At 46.4% G+C, this 17,167-nt stretch carries 14 protein-coding genes; 7 read left to right on the forward strand and 7 right to left on the reverse strand.

Annotated features, from left to right (window positions below):
- Nucleotides 1–24: 24 nt before the first annotated feature.
- The 5 genes from HFN16_RS14375 (at nucleotide 25) to HFN16_RS14395 (ending at nucleotide 4,135) form a co-directional block, all read left to right on the forward strand.
- Nucleotides 25–432 carry a cupin domain-containing protein gene (locus tag HFN16_RS14375; protein ID WP_168891420.1) on the forward strand — a complete coding sequence of 136 codons (408 nt, stop codon included), beginning with the start codon at nucleotides 25–27 and terminating at the stop codon, nucleotides 430–432.
- A 178-nt stretch (nucleotides 433–610) separates the two neighbouring features.
- On the forward strand, nucleotides 611–1,348 hold the full coding sequence (locus HFN16_RS14380; protein ID WP_168891421.1) for a carboxymuconolactone decarboxylase family protein: 738 nt from the start codon (nucleotides 611–613) through the stop codon (nucleotides 1,346–1,348).
- A 92-nt stretch (nucleotides 1,349–1,440) separates the two neighbouring features.
- Nucleotides 1,441–1,974, forward strand: coding sequence for a flavodoxin family protein (locus HFN16_RS14385; RefSeq protein WP_168891422.1), 534 nt, complete (start codon nucleotides 1,441–1,443; stop codon nucleotides 1,972–1,974).
- A gap of 13 nt (nucleotides 1,975–1,987) precedes the next feature.
- Complete coding sequence (locus tag HFN16_RS14390) at nucleotides 1,988–2,827, forward strand: cyclophilin-like fold protein (protein WP_210772202.1); 840 nt, start codon at nucleotides 1,988–1,990, stop codon at nucleotides 2,825–2,827.
- Nucleotides 2,828–2,959: 132 nt separating this feature from the next.
- Nucleotides 2,960–4,135, forward strand: a complete 1,176-nt coding sequence (locus HFN16_RS14395) for an MFS transporter (RefSeq protein WP_168891423.1) — start codon at nucleotides 2,960–2,962, stop codon at nucleotides 4,133–4,135.
- Nucleotides 4,136–4,198: 63 nt separating this feature from the next.
- Here the strand turns inward: HFN16_RS14395 and HFN16_RS14400 are convergent, their stop codons facing one another.
- Both HFN16_RS14400 and HFN16_RS14405 read right to left on the reverse strand, forming a co-directional pair.
- Complete coding sequence (locus HFN16_RS14400; RefSeq protein ID WP_168891424.1) at nucleotides 4,199–5,080, reverse strand: hypothetical protein; 882 nt, start codon at nucleotides 5,078–5,080, stop codon at nucleotides 4,199–4,201.
- A 107-nt stretch (nucleotides 5,081–5,187) separates the two neighbouring features.
- Nucleotides 5,188–8,397, reverse strand: coding sequence for a DEAD/DEAH box helicase (locus HFN16_RS14405; protein ID WP_168892374.1), 3,210 nt, complete (start codon nucleotides 8,395–8,397; stop codon nucleotides 5,188–5,190).
- Between the two features lie 197 nt (nucleotides 8,398–8,594).
- On the opposite strand from HFN16_RS14405, the gene HFN16_RS14410 reads away from it, so the two are divergent.
- A complete protein-coding gene (locus tag HFN16_RS14410; RefSeq protein ID WP_168891425.1) occupies nucleotides 8,595–10,229 on the forward strand; it encodes a peptide-binding protein in 1,635 nt (544 codons plus the stop codon).
- Nucleotides 10,230–10,245: 16 nt separating this feature from the next.
- The gene (locus HFN16_RS14415) at nucleotides 10,246–12,414 is read left to right on the forward strand and encodes a bifunctional (p)ppGpp synthetase/guanosine-3',5'-bis(diphosphate) 3'-pyrophosphohydrolase (RefSeq protein ID WP_168891426.1); all 2,169 of its coding nucleotides are present in this window, start codon (nucleotides 10,246–10,248) and stop codon (nucleotides 12,412–12,414) included.
- Nucleotides 12,415–12,497: 83 nt separating this feature from the next.
- On the opposite strand, the gene HFN16_RS14420 is transcribed toward HFN16_RS14415, so the two are convergent.
- The 5 genes from HFN16_RS14420 to HFN16_RS14440 form a co-directional block, all read right to left on the reverse strand.
- The gene (locus tag HFN16_RS14420) at nucleotides 12,498–12,893 is read right to left on the reverse strand and encodes a cytochrome c3 family protein (RefSeq protein WP_168891427.1); all 396 of its coding nucleotides are present in this window, start codon (nucleotides 12,891–12,893) and stop codon (nucleotides 12,498–12,500) included.
- A 202-nt stretch (nucleotides 12,894–13,095) separates the two neighbouring features.
- Nucleotides 13,096–13,554: a TerB family tellurite resistance protein gene (locus tag HFN16_RS14425; protein ID WP_168891428.1), complete on the reverse strand. Its 459-nt coding sequence runs from the start codon at nucleotides 13,552–13,554 to the stop codon at nucleotides 13,096–13,098.
- Between the two features lie 113 nt (nucleotides 13,555–13,667).
- Complete coding sequence (locus tag HFN16_RS14430; RefSeq protein WP_168891429.1) at nucleotides 13,668–15,434, reverse strand: amino acid ABC transporter permease; 1,767 nt, start codon at nucleotides 15,432–15,434, stop codon at nucleotides 13,668–13,670.
- 70 nt (nucleotides 15,435–15,504) lie between these two features.
- Nucleotides 15,505–16,329, reverse strand: coding sequence for an ABC transporter substrate-binding protein (locus tag HFN16_RS14435; protein ID WP_168891430.1), 825 nt, complete (start codon nucleotides 16,327–16,329; stop codon nucleotides 15,505–15,507).
- A 77-nt stretch (nucleotides 16,330–16,406) separates the two neighbouring features.
- Nucleotides 16,407–17,135 carry an amino acid ABC transporter ATP-binding protein gene (locus HFN16_RS14440; RefSeq protein ID WP_168891431.1) on the reverse strand — a complete coding sequence of 243 codons (729 nt, stop codon included), beginning with the start codon at nucleotides 17,133–17,135 and terminating at the stop codon, nucleotides 16,407–16,409.
- Nucleotides 17,136–17,167 lie beyond the last annotated feature (32 nt).

Below are 17,167 nucleotides of genomic sequence, written 5' to 3' on the forward strand. Positions count from 1 at the left end.
CCATAATCATCAAGGAGATTTGATATGAGCGATATATTCAATGGAGAGGGCATTTTCCCTAAGGGAGCCTTGAACGAAGCATATGCAGCCTATTTTACTGGCACCAGCTATCTTGAGATGCTTTCAATGGAAGGCGTAGTCATCGGTAATGTTACCTTTGAACCGGGGTGTCGTAACTTCTGGCACATACACCATAAGGGTGGACAGATCCTTTTAGTGACTGGCGGACGTGGTTGGTATCAGGAAGAAGGGAAGTCCGCACAGGCGCTCAAACCCGGTGATGTGGTCAACATCCCGCCCGAGACCAAGCACTGGCACGGTGCCGCCAAGGATTCCTGGTTCGCGCACGTGGCTGTGGAAGTCCCTGCTGAAGACAAATCCAACGAGTGGTTGGAGCCAGTCTCCGACGAAGAGTACGACGCGCTTGGCTAGTAAGGTCCGAGCGTTTCTCATGCCTGATTTTAGTCAACAGACGGTTGGTACACCAAGTCGGGCAACTCCGGATGCTCCCATGACCCATCTGGTCATCTCCGGCAGCAAGGAAGGTAAGGCGTTCTTTTGGAACGAAAAAGTAACGAATGGACAATATATGAAGCGATAGGAGGCAGCTATGCGCAGAAAGAAATCTACTCTGCTTTGGGCCACGCTTATTATGGCTTTTGTTTTTTCGGCCACAACGGAGGCTGGTAACATGAATACGGAAACAACTCTCGACCCACGTCAGCGGGCGATCGTTACAATCGCTGCCTTCACCACAAACGGTGACATAGAGCGCCTCAAGCCGGCACTGATCGAAGGGCTGGAAGCCGGACTGACCGTCAACGAAGTGAAGGAAGTTCTGGTTCAGATGTATGCATACGCAGGATTTCCCCGCAGCCTTGGCGGAATCTGGACTTTCATGAGCGTGATGGATGAACGAAAGGTAAACGGAATTAAGGACGAAGAAGGCAAGGATGCTTCGCCAATTCCGGTCGATTTAGATAGGGACACATATGGTGAACGCGTACGAGCAGACCTTGCCGGCATCAAGGAAATCCCGACAACCAAAGCTCCTTACCAGGAGTTTTCGCCTATTATCGACACCTTTCTGAAGGAACATCTCTTCGCTGACATCTTTGCCCGCGACATCCTTACCCATCAGGAGCGAGAGTTGGCGACCATCGCCTGTCTAGCCTCTCTGGGGCGAGCAGAAGGACCGCTCAACTTCCATATAGGTGCCGCAATGAATACTGGCCTGTCAGAAGGGCAGATGAACGACTTCATTAAGGTGCTGGAAAACCGTGTGGGCAAAGAAGAAGCCAAAGCAGCCGATGGCGTACTTTATAAGGTGTTGGCTGCCCGTAAATAAACCTTGAAACCTTCTCCAGAAACAATCTCTACCCGTGGCAGCCTGTTACTGCTTCGGGTAGAATTCATCTTAAAAATCACCGGCAACATACAATGAGTAAAAAGATACTGATCATTTCGGCAAGCCCTAGAAAAAATGCTAACTCCGACATCCTGTGTGATGAATTCATGCGTGGAGCAGAAGAAGCCGGACATGAAGTGGAAAAGATTCGTTTGACCGAACGAAATATCAACTACTGTACCGGATGCTGCTCCTGCATCAGCAAGCCTGGAACTTGCGTCCAGAATGATGACATGAACGAAATCATGGCAAAGCTACTTGCAGCCAACGTACTCGTTCTGGCCTCACCGGTATACTTCCGCTCTTTCAATGGTCAGATGAAAACCTTCATGGACCGAGTTTGTCCCATCTATCCTATGATTCATGGCCAAGAGGTCTATTTCATAGCTTCGGCGGCTGGCGGCAACTTCCCTGTGGAGAGTACATTTAATACGTTCAGGGTGTTTACAGACTGTCTTGACGTCCAGGAGAAAGGGACCATTTCCGTCACTGGTATTTGGGGCGAAGGCGGCGTCCGGGGGAAAAGTGTTTGTAACCAGGCTTATGAGGTTGGCTTCAACGTATAATAGAGAGGGTGTGATGGACCTCTACAAGATTTCAAAGTTGGTGACTTTTGTCTTTGGGATGGTTGCCTGTTTGGCTCTGCTCAGTTTCAAAGGAGAAACTTTGGCTGCAGAAAATAATAGACTGACTCTCTCCGAAATGAGGGTAGAGATTATTTCTCAAGAAAAGCAAGCAACTTTTCAACTCTACGATACTGTTGCCGCAAAAGAATTTTTCAACCAACTTCCCCTTGAACTGGACCTTAGCAACTTTCGGGATGCTCAGTGGATGTTCTATCTGTCGGAAAAGTTGAATGTCACGGCAGATGAGGCTTATCATGATGGCAAAAAAGGGGAATTGAGCTACTACGCGCCGTGGGGTGACGCCTTCATTCTTTACAAGGACTTTTATGCGGGTGATGAAATGCATCGTCTTGGTGTCGGTTTGACCGGTATCGATGACATTGCTGCCATGTCTGAAAGAGCTGTTGTCCGTAAGTTGGAAGCTCCTGTCGAACAAAAGGAAAAAGCCATGCAGATTACGATCAATGCCAATGGAAGTACGATTGTATTCGAACTCAATGACAGTCAGGCAGCCAAAGAGTTGTATGCTCAGTTGCCATTGGAAATTGACGTTGAAGACTACGGCGGAAAAGAGAAGATCTTTTACCCCCCGAAAAAGCTCAACACTTCAAATACCCCGTTGGTCCAATCTGCTCATCCGGGGACTCTCGCGTATTACGCTCCTTGGGCTGATGTGGTCATGTTCTATGACAGCTTTGGTTCCGCTTCAGGGTTGTACGAACTAGGTAACTCCATCAAGGGAAGTGAGTTGATACGTTCCTTAAGTGGCATCATACAGATTGAGGCAAGGTGATTCTAGAACACATCATATCCATCAAAAATCTTCATTACCACTATGCCCAACCTGTAAATGTTACAGGTTGGGCGAGTCTTTTGGAGAATCTTTTGTATCTGTGAATAATGAAGCGACAGGAAACGAAAAAAATTGAAACGATTCAGAAAGAATATAGGTTTTATCGCGGCAACACTTTCTATGCTGATGGCCTTTGCCGCTTCAGCTACGCCGATTCCATTATATGATGTTTATCGTCGTTCAGAAGAACTCAGTTACAGTGATCTTGCGTTGACTGCGGTGGTCTATTTTATTGGTGCAATTACGGCGTTGCTCATATTCGGACGCATCTCGAATCATCTCGGAAGAAAACCCGTAACTATCATTACATTTGGACTGTCGGCTGTTGCCACTGTCTTGTTGCTGGATGTTGATGGCGTATTTCCTCTAGTTGCTGCCCGGCTCCTGCTCGGACTGTCCTGCGGACTGGCTTCCAGTGCCATTGCTGCTTATGTGGTCGACAGTGCTCCACCTAAATTGAGTTGGCTTTCCGCCGTGATCGTGGGTAATTCTCCTATGGTGGGCCTGACATTAGGTGCGTTGGCTTCAGGTATTCTTGTCGAATATGGTCCGTATCCTCGGATGCTCTGTTATTGGCTTATTCTAGCTGAAATGGCGGTGGTCTGTCTTCTGATAGTTATGGGAAAGGAAACCGTGGAACGAAAGCCGGGGTTGCTTGCTTCTTTTCGACCGTCCTTTTCGCTTCCTCATGCTGATCGGCGACTGTATCCTATCGCGGCCTGCCTCTTTGTGGCTACATGGGCTCTTGGCGGCTTTTTTCAGGCCTATGGTCCATCCATTGCCGCAGATGAACTTGGTTCACGGAGCACGATAATGGCAGCCATTGTGTTTGCATCGTTCTTGCTTCCTAGCGCAATCGGCGGACCACTTTCTGCGCGCCTTTCTCCTGCCAGGGCACAACGCATCGGGATAGTCGTCTTCACTTTGGCGGTCGGGGGTGTCATCTATGCCATAAAGATGTCTTTTATCCCGGTTTTCCTCGGCATGAGTGCCATCGCCGGTGCTGCCCAAGGCGTAGCACTGACAGGAAGCATCCGTGCCCTCCTTGATGGAATTACTTCTCAGGAACGTGCCGGTGTCTTATCGCTGATTTATGCGACATCATACACGGGTGCAGCGGTTACCAGCTTACTGGCAGGACAGTTGTCCAAGTTCATGACTCTTTTTCAAGTGATCTCGTGCTATGGTGGTTTGGCCGTGGTGGCCTGTTTCATCACGCTTGCCTTTGCTCGTGAACCTCAAAGATGATTGAGCTTTGAAGCTATGTGAATGGTCTCGCTTTTCGGATAGCAAATAAAACGAATTGCGCGCTTAGGCTTTTTTCCTATTATAGTGAGATTTTCGAGAATAGAATGTGTTGTAGACAAGTGTAAGCAGACAAGCGAATACGCAGGAAGCAATGCCTATGCAAACATTGTAGTAAGGCGGCGCAGTTAATGCTAACCGGATAAGAAGGGTCGCAAGTGCGAATCCAGAATTTCTAAATATTGCATGGAATTTGGGTAGAAAGCGTTGTGCAATTAGCACCAACATTATGTCACTAAAAATTAGAACAGTATAAAAACTTTGGAAAAAATGGAAAGGGTGTTGTCCCGTTAAAAAGAGGTGGGCATTTTTGATTCCCATTCCTACGAAAATGATCAGCATGACGATTGCAACAAGCTTCTTTGCTGCAACGAATTTGAACAAGGACGGTCCACCGGTAAGAGATTCTTCTAATTGTCTACGGAGAAGTGTGTAGACTCCTAGCATGGCGAAAACAACAATTGCTCCTCCGCCATCTGCTAAAATTATATAGAGTTCGTCTATGTGTCCGGTGATAGATATTGGTTCTGGAAAATCCGCTAAAGCTTTAAAGGCACTTCGCAAGAAGATTAAAGCAAGGATCTCAAATTGCTTGCCAACTGCTTTTGATATGGAGCAGGGGAGCGTAAAAATGAGGCTAATAACCTCTAGAACCAAGACAAGTGTGAAGGCTAGATTTATAGCCATGTAGTGGCTTGTTGGGATCATGTCGGCGACAGGGCCGGTTATCCAGCCCTGTCGCTTCATTTCAATAGTTATAACCGCTAATAGGAAAACAAAGATCAGGAGACCAGCCACAAAGCGCTGGGTTCTATCGCTTTCCCAAAAGTGGTGAAGCGGATCGAATACGTAAGTAGCGTATTTGTATAGCTGCATCATCGGTTGCATAATCATCCTATAGCAATTTCGTATGGTTGAGTCGTTATGACCGCAATAAAACTGCTAGCATTATGCAACCTCATTGTAAATAGGAATGCTTCCTGTTTAAGTGTCGGCTAAATCTCGAACAGCATTTCCAAGTCGTCTCGCGTAAGGCTCTTGAGAGCGGATTGACCAGGTATAATGGCTTCTGCAACGTCCTTCTTTTGCTCTTGCAGCTTCAGTATTCGTTCTTCAACAGTATTCTGACAAATCATCTTGTATGCGAATACCTGACGTTTCTGGCCGATTCGGTGAGTACGGTCAGTTGCTTGGTTCTCAACTGCGGGGTTCCACCACGGATCGTAGTGGATTACGTAGTCTGCGCTTGTTAGGTTCAACCCTGTACCACCTGCTTTAAGCGAGATGAGGAAGATTGGAATGTCTTCACTTTCATTAAACCGGTCAACTTGTTCGAAACGATCCTTGGAGGAGCCGTCAAGGTAAGCGAACGGGATTTCCCGAATCTGCAACCAGTTACGGATGACGTGGAGCATGCGTACAAACTGAGAGAATACAAGAACCTTGTGACCCCCTTCAATGATGTCCACAACCAAATCTTTGAAGGCGTCGAATTTGCCAGAAGGTAGGTTTGTGGAAACACCAGGCATATCGAGCTTGAGCAAACGCGGATGGCAACAGATTTGGCGTAATTTGAGAAGAGCATCCAGAATGGACATTTGGCTTTTGGCCATGCCTTTCTCGTCAACGTCTTTGAGCACCTGATTCTTTAGTTTCATAGCCAATGCGTTGTAGAGTTCTCGCTGCTCTTCGACCAAATCGCAGTAATGAGTTGTCTCAATTTTAGGCGGCAGATCTTTTGCCACTTCAGACTTAGTTCGACGCAGGATGAACGGTTTAACTCTTGTGCGCAGATAATCCAGGGTCTCTTCGTCACCATCCTTAATGGGCTTTACGATACCGCGCTGGAATGAGTGCTGTGAACCAAGGAAGCCAGGCATAAGGAATTCAAATAAAGACCACAATTCGAACAGGTTATTCTCAATGGGGGTACCAGACAGACACACACGAAGTCCTGCTTCAAGCTTTCGCACAGAGCGGGCCGTAATCGTATTAGGGTTTTTGATATTTTGGGCTTCGTCAAGGATGACACTGGCATAGTCGTACTTGAGCAACTCATCCAAATCGCGACGCAAAAGGGCGTACGTAGTAATTACAAGATGCGAGTTGTTGATGTGTTGGAACAGGTCGTCACGTTTTGCGCCGTAAATGGTCAGTCGTTTGAGGCCGGGAACAAACTTCTCTGCCTCTCGTTCCCAGTTGGGAAGAACCGAAGTCGGAACGATAATCAGGTTTGGCCCATCAATTCCCTTGTCCACTAGTGACTGGATGTAGGAAAGGGTCTGGATGGTTTTACCGAGACCCATTTCGTCCGCTAAGATACCCCCAAATCCGTATTCACGAAGGAAGTTGAAGTAGCTTAAGCCCTGCACCTGGTAGGGACGCAGTGTTGCCTGGAGCTCCTTGGGTTGTTCGACCATCTTGATTGATTCGAAGTTGTTGATCTTTTCCTTGAGCCTAACAAAGAATTCATCCGTTTGGGCCTGAGGCAGATCTTCCAGAATTTTTTCAAGCACAGGTGCTTCATACTGGTTGAACTGCTGTTTAGGAGCCTTTTCAGGATCAAATCCAAGTGCTTTTAATTTGTTACCAAGCTTCTTAAGCCAAGCTTCCGGGAGGCTAGTATAAGAGCCATCTTTGAGCTGTACGTAGCGCTTGCCTTTGGTCCAAGCTTCCCAAATAAGTTCGATCGGAACTCGTTGGTCGTCGTATTCAACTGCCAGTTCAAGGTTGAACCATTTTTCTTCCTCGTCGGTCTCCACTTCGGCAACCACTTGAGGTTGGGTTGTGCGGACTTTATATCGGGTGAGATTTTGTTCACCATAAACTCGGTATGCCTCAACTAACTGAGGGTAGAAGTCCAAGAGGAAGTTTATCGCTTCCTCTTGTTCCATGAACCAGATGTGGTTATTTCTCGGCTGGAAATTCATGTCCTGCAACTCGGCCATGAGTTGCGCTTCTTCATCCTGAGCTCTACGGATAAGATAAGACTTGCCGCCCTCGTGATAACTGCCAGTCTGGAGGTCTGGGTTCGGGCCGGGCATGATGAACTCGCCGTGCTCGTTGTCGTATATGTTTTGTACTTTGAGCACGAGCAAAGAGCCTTCTTCATCAAGATAAAGTTTCGGATTGTAATCCGCTTGCTGGAAGATAGGACCTACGCGTTCAAGGAAATCTTCTTGACCATAAAGGTCTGAAACAGGAATTTTTGTCCAAACACGATCAAGGAATTCTGAAACGTCAGCATGAGGAACAATGGGCTTTTGTTCAACCATACCTTGGACGAGTTTGGGGTCCAGCCCTGTTTGCACTGGGTAGAATGAATTCTTGTAGTAAACCCAAAGCGGCAATCTTCCGTAAAAATAGATTTCTTCCTCATCAGTGATGGAGAAAGGCATCTTGTCTTCACGCGAAAGTAAAATGTCAAAGTTGAGTCCGTCTTCGCTCAAGGTTGGAGCGAGTTTGAGCTGCATAGTTTTGGATTCTATGGTTACGGGCTGGTCTGATTCACGAAGATACAGATAGTATTCGCTTTTGACCGCTCGGAAAAACCAGGAATGCAAGCCGGCTGGGATTTCAACTTTGTGCCCCCAATAGTCGAGATAGTGTCCAATCTGTTCTGCTACACCTGGTAAGGCCGGAGAGGTGTCGCACCAATCAGGGTTTTCGACTATTTGCGCCAAAGTGACTTCGTTTTGAACCTGAGAGATACCAGACTTGTTTTGGCGGGCTCGGAAAAAGGCTACTTGGAGACGTCCAAGTTCCGGGTATATACGATATATTAGATAGTGACGGCCCGCTTCTGGTTCTAGCTCCGTTGCAAAGAAGGGACGGAAGGTCTGCTTCCAATCTGTTCTAGGCATTGGGGCTTCTTCACCGGATTCAGAATCCAGTGATTTAAGAAGTTTGACCGCCGTGGCTGCTACATGCCGACAAACTCCAGAGAAGGAGTCCGGGCAGTTGCAGTAATAGTTAATGGACTGCTCGGCGAGATTAAGTCCGACTTCAGATGTGTAATTCTGAAAGTCGTCTCCTTGAACTGTTCCATCGATATCCCAATACTGGTCTCGCTTTTTAAGGTCCAGTTTCATGACACCGTCATTCACTACGACCGCTTCAGCCATCTCCAGAATATATTCCGGGATGGAGTCCTTAATAAAATCCTGCAAAATGGATTTGACTATTTGTTCTTCACCGCTACTCATTAAAACAGTACTTCCTATCGTTTTCCCCCGAATTGGACAGCCTTCTCTACTCTTATCTTCTTCATTCGGCAAGGTGGGGAAAATACTTTTCTTCCGCTTCGTCCACTTGGCTTTTCAAACATGATGGTACATAGTGACACAAATGGCCGATGCTCTCTTAATTATATGATTCAACCCCTTCTATTTTGCAAGAAAAAATGAGGCTCTGCATCCCTGTTATAATCATCTTTCTTTTGGTGCTACTCTCCGGGTGTGGAGAGAGCGGCTCTGGCACGCCTATCAAACCCGTCGATATCACGCAGATTCCAACTGTGCCGCAGTCTGGTGGAGCAATCATTGAAGCCATGCTCGGGGAACCTAGTAATCTCATTTCAATGCTTGCAACAGATTCTGCATCTCATGAGGTGGCATCACAGATTTTTGTAGGATTGGTTAAATACGATAAGAATATCAACCTGGTGCCCTATGCAGCAGAGTCCTTCTCGGTAGAAGATGGTGGAAAACTACTTAAATTTAAATTGAGAGAAGATATATATTGGTTTGATGGTGTGCAACTGACAGCAGAGGATGTGGAATTCACATACAAGCTGATGATCGATCCGAAAACACCAACGGCGTATGCAGCAAATTTCAAAGCGGTGAAAGCATTTCGGCGTACAGGAAAATTTACTCTCGAAGTTGAGTATGAGGAACCTTTTGCGAAAGCCTTGGTTTCTTGGGCGACGGATATACTTCCAAAGCATGCTATGGAAGGTGAAGACCTTTTGAATACGGAGTATAGTCGAAATCCTCTAGGAGCTGGGCCTTACAAACTTAAAGAGTGGGTGCCTGGCACTCAAGTCGTACTTGAGTCAAACCCGGATTTCTTTGAAGGCAAGCCTCTTATTGATGAGGTTGTTTATAGAATGATCCCTGATCTCTCAACTCAGTTTCTTGAGCTTAAAGCAGGTAATTTGGATATAATGAATCTCTCTCCGCTCCAGTATCTGTATCAGACCTCTGGCTTGGGTTGGGATGGTAGCTTCAATAAGTTTGAGTATTTGTCTTCAGGGTATACTTTTCTAGGATTCAATATGAAGCATCCTTTTTTTCAGGATGTCCGTGTGCGACGTGCTATTGATTACGCAATTGATCGGCGTGAGCTTGTAAAAGGTGTTTTATATGGATTGGGGGAGGCTGCAAATGGCCCCTATAAGCCAGGAACATGGCAATATAATAATGAAATAGCCCCAAGAACGTTTGACTCTATCAAAGCAAGAGACCTTTTAGCCCGAGCAGGGTGGACAGATACAGATGGTGACGGTGTTCTTGATAAGAATGGCGTTCCTTTCGTTTTTTCGATTATTACTAATCAAGGGAACACCCAGCGGATAAAGACGGGAGTTATTCTCCAACAGCGTCTGCGTGATGTCGGTATTGTTGTTGATCTCCGCACGGTTGAATGGGCTGCTTTTATCAAGGAATTTGTTGATAAAGGCAGATTTGATGCCATTATTCTTGGCTGGAATATACTACAAGATCCAGATATTTATAGTGTTTGGCATTCTTCTATGGCCGTGGACGGTGGATTAAATTTTACTCGTTATACAAATGAAGAGTTAGATGATTTGCTTGAACGTGGCCGTAAGCTTGTTGAGCAGAATAAGCGCAAGCCAATTTATGATCGTATTCAAGAAATACTGCATGACGAAGTGCCGTATTGCTTTCTATATGTGCCGAAATCCTTGCCAATTGTACAAGCTAGAGTGCAGAATATAAATGCGGCCCCGGCCGGAATTGCATACAATTTCACCAAATGGTGGATCCCCACTTCCCTTCAGCGACAACCTTAACACTAAGCTGAGTTTCATGATTCGCATTAACGAGATCACCGATAAGGTGGCATCATATATTGATAATCCAGATTTGGACCTTATTCAGCGGGCATATATTTATTCAGCCCAGGCTCACGATGGCGTGGTGCGTCGTTCTGGCGAGCCATACATTTCGCATCCAATTAATGTCGCATATGTTTTGGCCGAGATGCAGCTTGATGAAGCAACAGTAGCTGCCGGTCTTCTTCATGATACAGTAGAAGATACTGATACCACAGTTGATGATATCGAAGATCTTTTTGGTTCAGATGTGGCTGACATTGTTGATGGTGTTACCAAGATTTCTCAGATGGATTTCGAGTCAAAGGCTGTGCAGCAGGCTGAGAATATCCGAAAATTAATTTTGGCGATGGCTGAGGATATTCGTGTGCTGATGGTCAAGTTGGCTGACCGATTGCACAATATGCGTACCTTAGAGTTCATGAAGCCGGTGAAGCAACGTCTCATCGCTCAAGAAACCATGGATATCTACGCTCCTCTTGCTAACCGGCTTGGCTTGCATCGAATTAAAACTGAGCTTGAAGACTTGTGCCTGCGGTATCTGAAGCCGGATGTATTCGTGCAACTACGAGATGCTGTTGCAGAGCATCGTGCGGCTGGTGAACCTTATATTGATAAGGTTGTTGATATCATTAACGATATGCTCAAGAAGAATAGAATGAAGGGGCTTGTTTATGGACGCACCAAGCATCTTCAGTCCATTCATGTTAAAATGGAGCAACAGGGACTGACGTTTGATGAAATATACGATCTTATAGCATTCCGTATTATCCTCAAGACTCTCAAAGATTGCTATGCTGTGCTGGGGCTTATCCACGCTGCTTGGCGACCTGTTCCGGGGCGTTTTAAAGATTATATCTCCATTCCAAAAGCGAATATGTATCAGTCTCTTCACACCACGGTCATTGGGCCCGATGGTGAGCGGATCGAATTTCAGATCCGTACGGACGAGATGAATCAAATAGCGGAATATGGTGTTGCCGCCCACTGGCAATATAAAGAAGTGGGCAAAGGTTCTAAGCGGGGTAAGCAGACGGGCACACGTGATGCTGAGCGGTATACATGGCTCAAGCAGATTATGGATTGGCAGCGCGAGCTTTCTGATCCGCGAGAGTTTATGTCTTCTCTTCGATTGGAAATGTTCCAAGAGGAAGTCTATGTCTTCACCCCTAATGGTGACATCAAGGAACTCCCTGAAGGGGCTACGCCAGTAGATTTTGCTTATGCGATCCATTCTGAGGTGGGGGACATTTGTGCTGGGGCCAAAGTTAATGGTCGCATCGTGCCTCTTCACTCCACTCTTAAAAACGGTGATTCTGTTGAAATCATTACGGATAAGAATCGTGTACCTAGTCGAGATTGGCTTAAATTTGTCAAGACGGCCAAGGCTCGGACTCGTATTAAGCAATATGTGCGCACAGTCGAACGCGAGCGGGCAATTTCTTTAGCCAAGGAGCTTCTTGAAAAGGAAGGGCGTCGTGTTGGCCTGAATATTAACAAAATTATGAAGGAGCCAGAATTTCTCAAGCTTGCAGAGGAATTCAACTGTGGTAGCGTTGATGACTTGTTGACTCAGGTTGGGTTTTCCCGCTTTACGCCGCGTAAAGTCCTTAAGCGCCTATATGCACTCAAACACGGTGAAACCTTGGATATGCGCAAGCACAAGGCAAAACCCACAGAGCCGGAAACTGCTAAAAAGCCAAAGAAAGATGGGCTTACTATATCTGGTGTGGATAATGTGCTTGTGCGTTTTGCTAGCTGTTGCAACCCGTTACCAGGTGAACCCATTGTTGGTTACATAACTCGTGGGCGTGGCGTAACGGTGCATCGTAAAGATTGCCACAATGTCAAGAATTTCGAGGATGAGCGTTTACTCCAGGTCTCCTGGGAAGGAGCCGAGGAAAAACCATATCCTGCAAAGATTAAGATTAAGTGTCTCAACAAGCCTGGTATGCTTGCCCGCATATGCAACATGCTTACTGAGGCAGATGTCAACATTGATTCTGGAAAGTTTGAGTCTATGGTTGACGGAACATCTGAATTGGAATTTACAGTTGAGGTCCGAGACCTCAATCAACTGTATGGAGCTCTTGCCAAGGTTAAGGGGCTTAAAGCTGTTAAGGAAGCCCTACGAGTCTCTTAATATGTCACGAAGAATTTAAAGAGAGTATAATCAAAGAGGCCCGCTAAATGCGGGCCTCTTTGATTATTATTGTTTGCAAATTTCTACTTCTTTGGATGACATTGCTTGCAAGCAACTGGTACGTTTTTGCCTTGCTTCTTCATAGCCTTGTGGCATCCAAGACAAGAACCATCAGACTTCTTGAAGTGGAATGCGGTGTAATAGGCATTTTCTCCCTTCTTTCCAGGCTGATCGTGACAGCCAGATGAGGAACACTTCATGATATCAGCCTTGCTATCCCATGTGTGGTGGCAGGTTTTACAATCCAACTTAGCCGCTTCATGCTTTGCATGAGGAAAGGCCACGAATGTCTTTGTTGCCTTGATGCTTGCAGGTGGTTGAAGTGTGAGTTCTTTGGGAGCTTCTACGGTTGCCCAGGCCAGTGCGGCTGATAATATCAGTACACTGATTGCCATTGTGCTGATCAAAAAACGATGCATGAGTATCCTCCAAAGGTTGAGAAATGATTACGCTCAAACTACGGCAAGTTGCGTACCATGTCCACTTCCCTTGAATTTATAAGGGAAAGTCCTTGTGCGGATAATGAAGTGTGTACCGTTTTTGCGCAATGGTGATAAGAATTTGGTAGTATTATCCAGCATTAGAGTGAGTGATCAAAATATTGTGATTAGATGAACTATATTAAGAAGGATCGCCGTTGGAGGTTGAATCATCATCTCGAATTGGCATATTTAATATGGCCTCTCTCATCTTTTCAAGTTCAGGCTGCACATCTTCGATAGAAACCCCGAGGTTGGTGGCAATTCGTGCAATAAGTTCTTTTTCCTGCTGATCATAATTGTTATCTGCTCCTGCAATGAGGGTCAGCAAGGCAAGTAGTTTAAGTTGGAAGGCGGGGAAAGTGGTTTTGATTACAGTGATTGCCTTTTGCTCGAGAGCTTTTGCTCCCACTTCAGCTTTGGCTTTTTTGAAACGTTTAAGAAATTTTCTGTGAGAGCCAATTTTTTGGGTTACATGTTCTTTAAAAAAGGGGTTGTTTAGCATTGAGGATATTTCTTCCATTTTGACCTCGTCATCAGCTCCAACCATAAGCAAACACAGAATGCAAACTGCTTCTGGTTGTGAAAGAGTATCTAACATGAGAAACCGCCTTTGGGATCTGATTCTAATTAGCTATATAAAATATGTATGGAATAAACAAAAGGGGGGAAGCAAATTGCTTCCCCCCTTTATTTTTGTATTTATTGTTTGAACTACATCTCGATACGAACATTTTCCGGGCTTAGTTTTCGCTCTAATCTCTTTGCGTACAATGACATGAAATAACTGAAGACGAAGTACATAACCGCAATGGTAGTATAAATCTCAAAAGGATGAACCATGATGCGATTATTGATGGCGTAAGCTGCACGGGTCAGTTCCATGACACCAATAATATATGCGAGGGACGTGTCTTTGAAGGCGGCGATAAACATGCCGACTAAAGCTGGCAACATTTGTTTAAGTGCCTGAGGAAGGACGATCTTACGCATGGTTTGCAGGTAGGTCAGGCCGGAGGCTTTCGCTGCTTCTACTTGTCCAGGTGGGATGTTTTCAATTCCTCCGCGAACAGTCTCGGCAATATACGCTGCAAAGAAGAAGGTCATAGCAATGGTTGCTGCCCAGAATGCATGAAGTTCAATCTTGAAGATGATATCTAGCACTACGGTGTAAAACCAGAAAATGACCAAGATCAGAGGAATAGCGCGTACTAATTCAATGTATAAGGTACAAGGAATTCGGAAAACACGGTTTCGTGCAGTACGGCCCATGCCTACGAGCAGGCCAATAACGAAGCTGCCGGAGATGGAAATAACAGCCATCAGCAGAGCGCCGGCCAAACCGCCAAGTCCCATGAAGAACTCCGTGTCATCGCCATTCGGAAAACGCCAGAAAGTCAATGCGTAAAGGTTGTTTTTGATAACCTCAAAGTTGAATCCAGCGACAGCCATCACCGTTTGGTAAATAAGACCAGCCAAGGCGGCTACAAAGAGTATTTTAGCACCAAGGATGGTTCCTTTCCAAGAAAGAGATACAATGCGACGGAGCGGAGAAACAGTCTTGGACTGATCAGGCGATTTACGGAAGTACCAAAGAACGTATTCCATTCCTTCGCCGAGGAGTTCTAAAGGATAGAACAGAATATTAGCGACTTTTCTGGAGAGAGGTTCCTGTCCTCGAGGCATGATTTTGAGCTTGATGTTTACCAAGTTCAGAATGAATGCGATCGTTAATGACAGACACAAGTAGATAATGGTCGCTGCAATAAGTGCTTCAAAAGAGTGATATGTCAAAGAGAGCACTTCCTGCATAGACCAACATACCTCGCCTACGCCGATTGTCATGGCAAGGGAGGTGTTTTTCATGTTGTTGAGGAATTCACTGCCTAAGGGCGGAATGATCTCACGGAAGGAAAGAGGCAGGATGATTTTGCGTAACGTCTGCGGGAAGGTCAGGCCAGATGAGTAAGAGGCTTCCAGCAGTCCTTTTGGAATTGACTGAATGCCTGCTCGGATAATCTCAGCCATAAATGCACCAGTAAATATGCCAACACCAACTGTAGCCGTCCAGAACTCAAAATTCATTTCAAAGAGTTGAAAACGAATCTCTTCAGGGAAGGCATAGGGCAGGGCAAAGTACCAGAAGAAAAGCTGAACCAGAAGCGGCGTGTTGCGGAAGAGTTCCACATAGCAGGTTGCAAACCAGTATACAGGTTTGAAGCTGGAAAGTCTGGCCAGACCAAATATGGTGCCCATAGCTAGGGCGATAGCAGCCGAATAAAGCGTAATTGTGATGGTCGTATTTAGACCATTGAGCATCAGATGCCCCATGTGTCCATACTGACCTTCAGTGGTGAAAACAGCCCAGTTGAAATCGTATTTAAACTCGAAGACAAAGGCGAAATAGTATGCAACCAGTCCCAACAGGACGAGTAGGGAAAGGTTCTGGACCCAAAGCTTTTCGAAATATCTTTTAAACATGCGGTAATCCGAAGGAAAGGTCCCGAAGCACTCGGCTCCGGGACCTGATTGTTGGCTTATGCCATGCGACCTACGGCCACATCTCGATCTTTTCGGTCATGGGGAAGGGGTAAGCGGAATCGGGACCGAACCACTTGTTGTAGATGGTCATGTAAGTACCATCTTTCCACATGTCCTGAATGGTGAAGTTGATGATGTCGCGCCATGCGGAATCATCCTGGGGGAGGCCGATGCCGTAAGGCTCATCGGAGATGAATTCGCCAACCAGTTCAAACTGACCAGGAACCTTGGCAGCGTAGCCGAGCAGGATGGTGGAGTCAGTGGTGATAGCCTGAACGCGACCGGAGCGCAGAGCTTCGAACATGGCGACTTCGCCGTCGTAACCGATAACCTTGGGATTGGGGTTGCCCTGCTTCTTCAGGTATTCGGTTGCATTAACGATAGAGGTGGTACCCTGCATGGAGCCGACCTTTGCTTTGGCCAAATCTGCGGGGGACTTAATCTTACCCTTGCGAGCCAGGAACTTCTGACCATCGAAAAAGTAGGTGATGGAGAAGTCAATCTTCTCATCGCGGACGCGCTTGTGGGTCATGTTGGACAAGACCATGTCGACTTTGGGCGGGTTGGTCTGCACGAAGGAAATACGGGTGTTGTTATTTACAACGGTCTTTTCCAGTTTGCAGCCGAGGCGCTTGGCGATTTCAGTAGCCATATCAACATCGAAGCCGACCCATTCGTTCTGATCGTTGATGAAGCCGAAGGGGATACCCTGGTTGGTGATACCGGCTTTGACGACCTTATTGGACATCACGCGGTCATAGGTGGGGCCTGCAAAGGCAACAGAAGCGGCCATCACGAGCAGGGCGGCCAGGACGGTGATTTTGAGAACTCTCATTTACCTCTCCTTAAACGGTTGAGTTCGTATACGAAAAGCCCGTAAGACACTATGTCTTGCGGGCCTATATACCTTGCCTAGTGGCTCAGGATTTTGCTCAGGAAATCTTTGGTACGGTCGCTTTTGGGGTTGTTGAAGAATTCTTCAGGAGTATTCTCTTCAATCAGGTTGCCCCCATCCATGAAAATGACACGATCAGCAACTTCGCGAGCAAATCCCATTTCGTGCGTAACACAAATCATGGTCATGCCTTCACGCGCCAAAGATTTCATAACATCCAAGACTTCATTAATCATTTCTGGGTCCAGAGCGGACGTGGGCTCATCAAAGAGCATGATCTTGGGTTGCATGGCAAGTCCACGAGCAATTGCGACTCGCTGTTGCTGGCCGCCAGATAGCTGCGATGGATACGAGCCAGCTTTGTCTGGAATATCGACTTTTTTGAGCAATTCCATGGCCAGCGCTGTGGCTTTGCCCTTAGGCTGGCGGCGAACCATTGTCGGTGCCAGAAGAATGTTGTCCAGCACAGTCATGTGCGGGTACAAGTTGAATTGCTGAAAAACGAAACCGACTTCTGCGCGCAGCATGGTCATGTTTGTCCGGGAATCGGACACATTCATGCCGTCGACAATGATGTCACCTTCCTGGATTGGTTCCAGTCTATTTATACATCTGATAAGAGTGGATTTTCCGGACCCCGACGGACCGCAAATGACCACGACTTCGCCTTTTTCAATTTCCAGATTGATGTTGTTGAGGACGTGGAAATCCCCATACCACTTGTTGACATTTTTGAAAGAAATCACTGAATGCTCCCCACAGGACTTTTTAGGTCTTT

Origin of the sequence: Pseudodesulfovibrio sp. zrk46 (assembly GCF_012516435.1) — a bacterium.
GTDB lineage: Bacteria > Desulfobacterota > Desulfovibrionia > Desulfovibrionales > Desulfovibrionaceae > Pseudodesulfovibrio.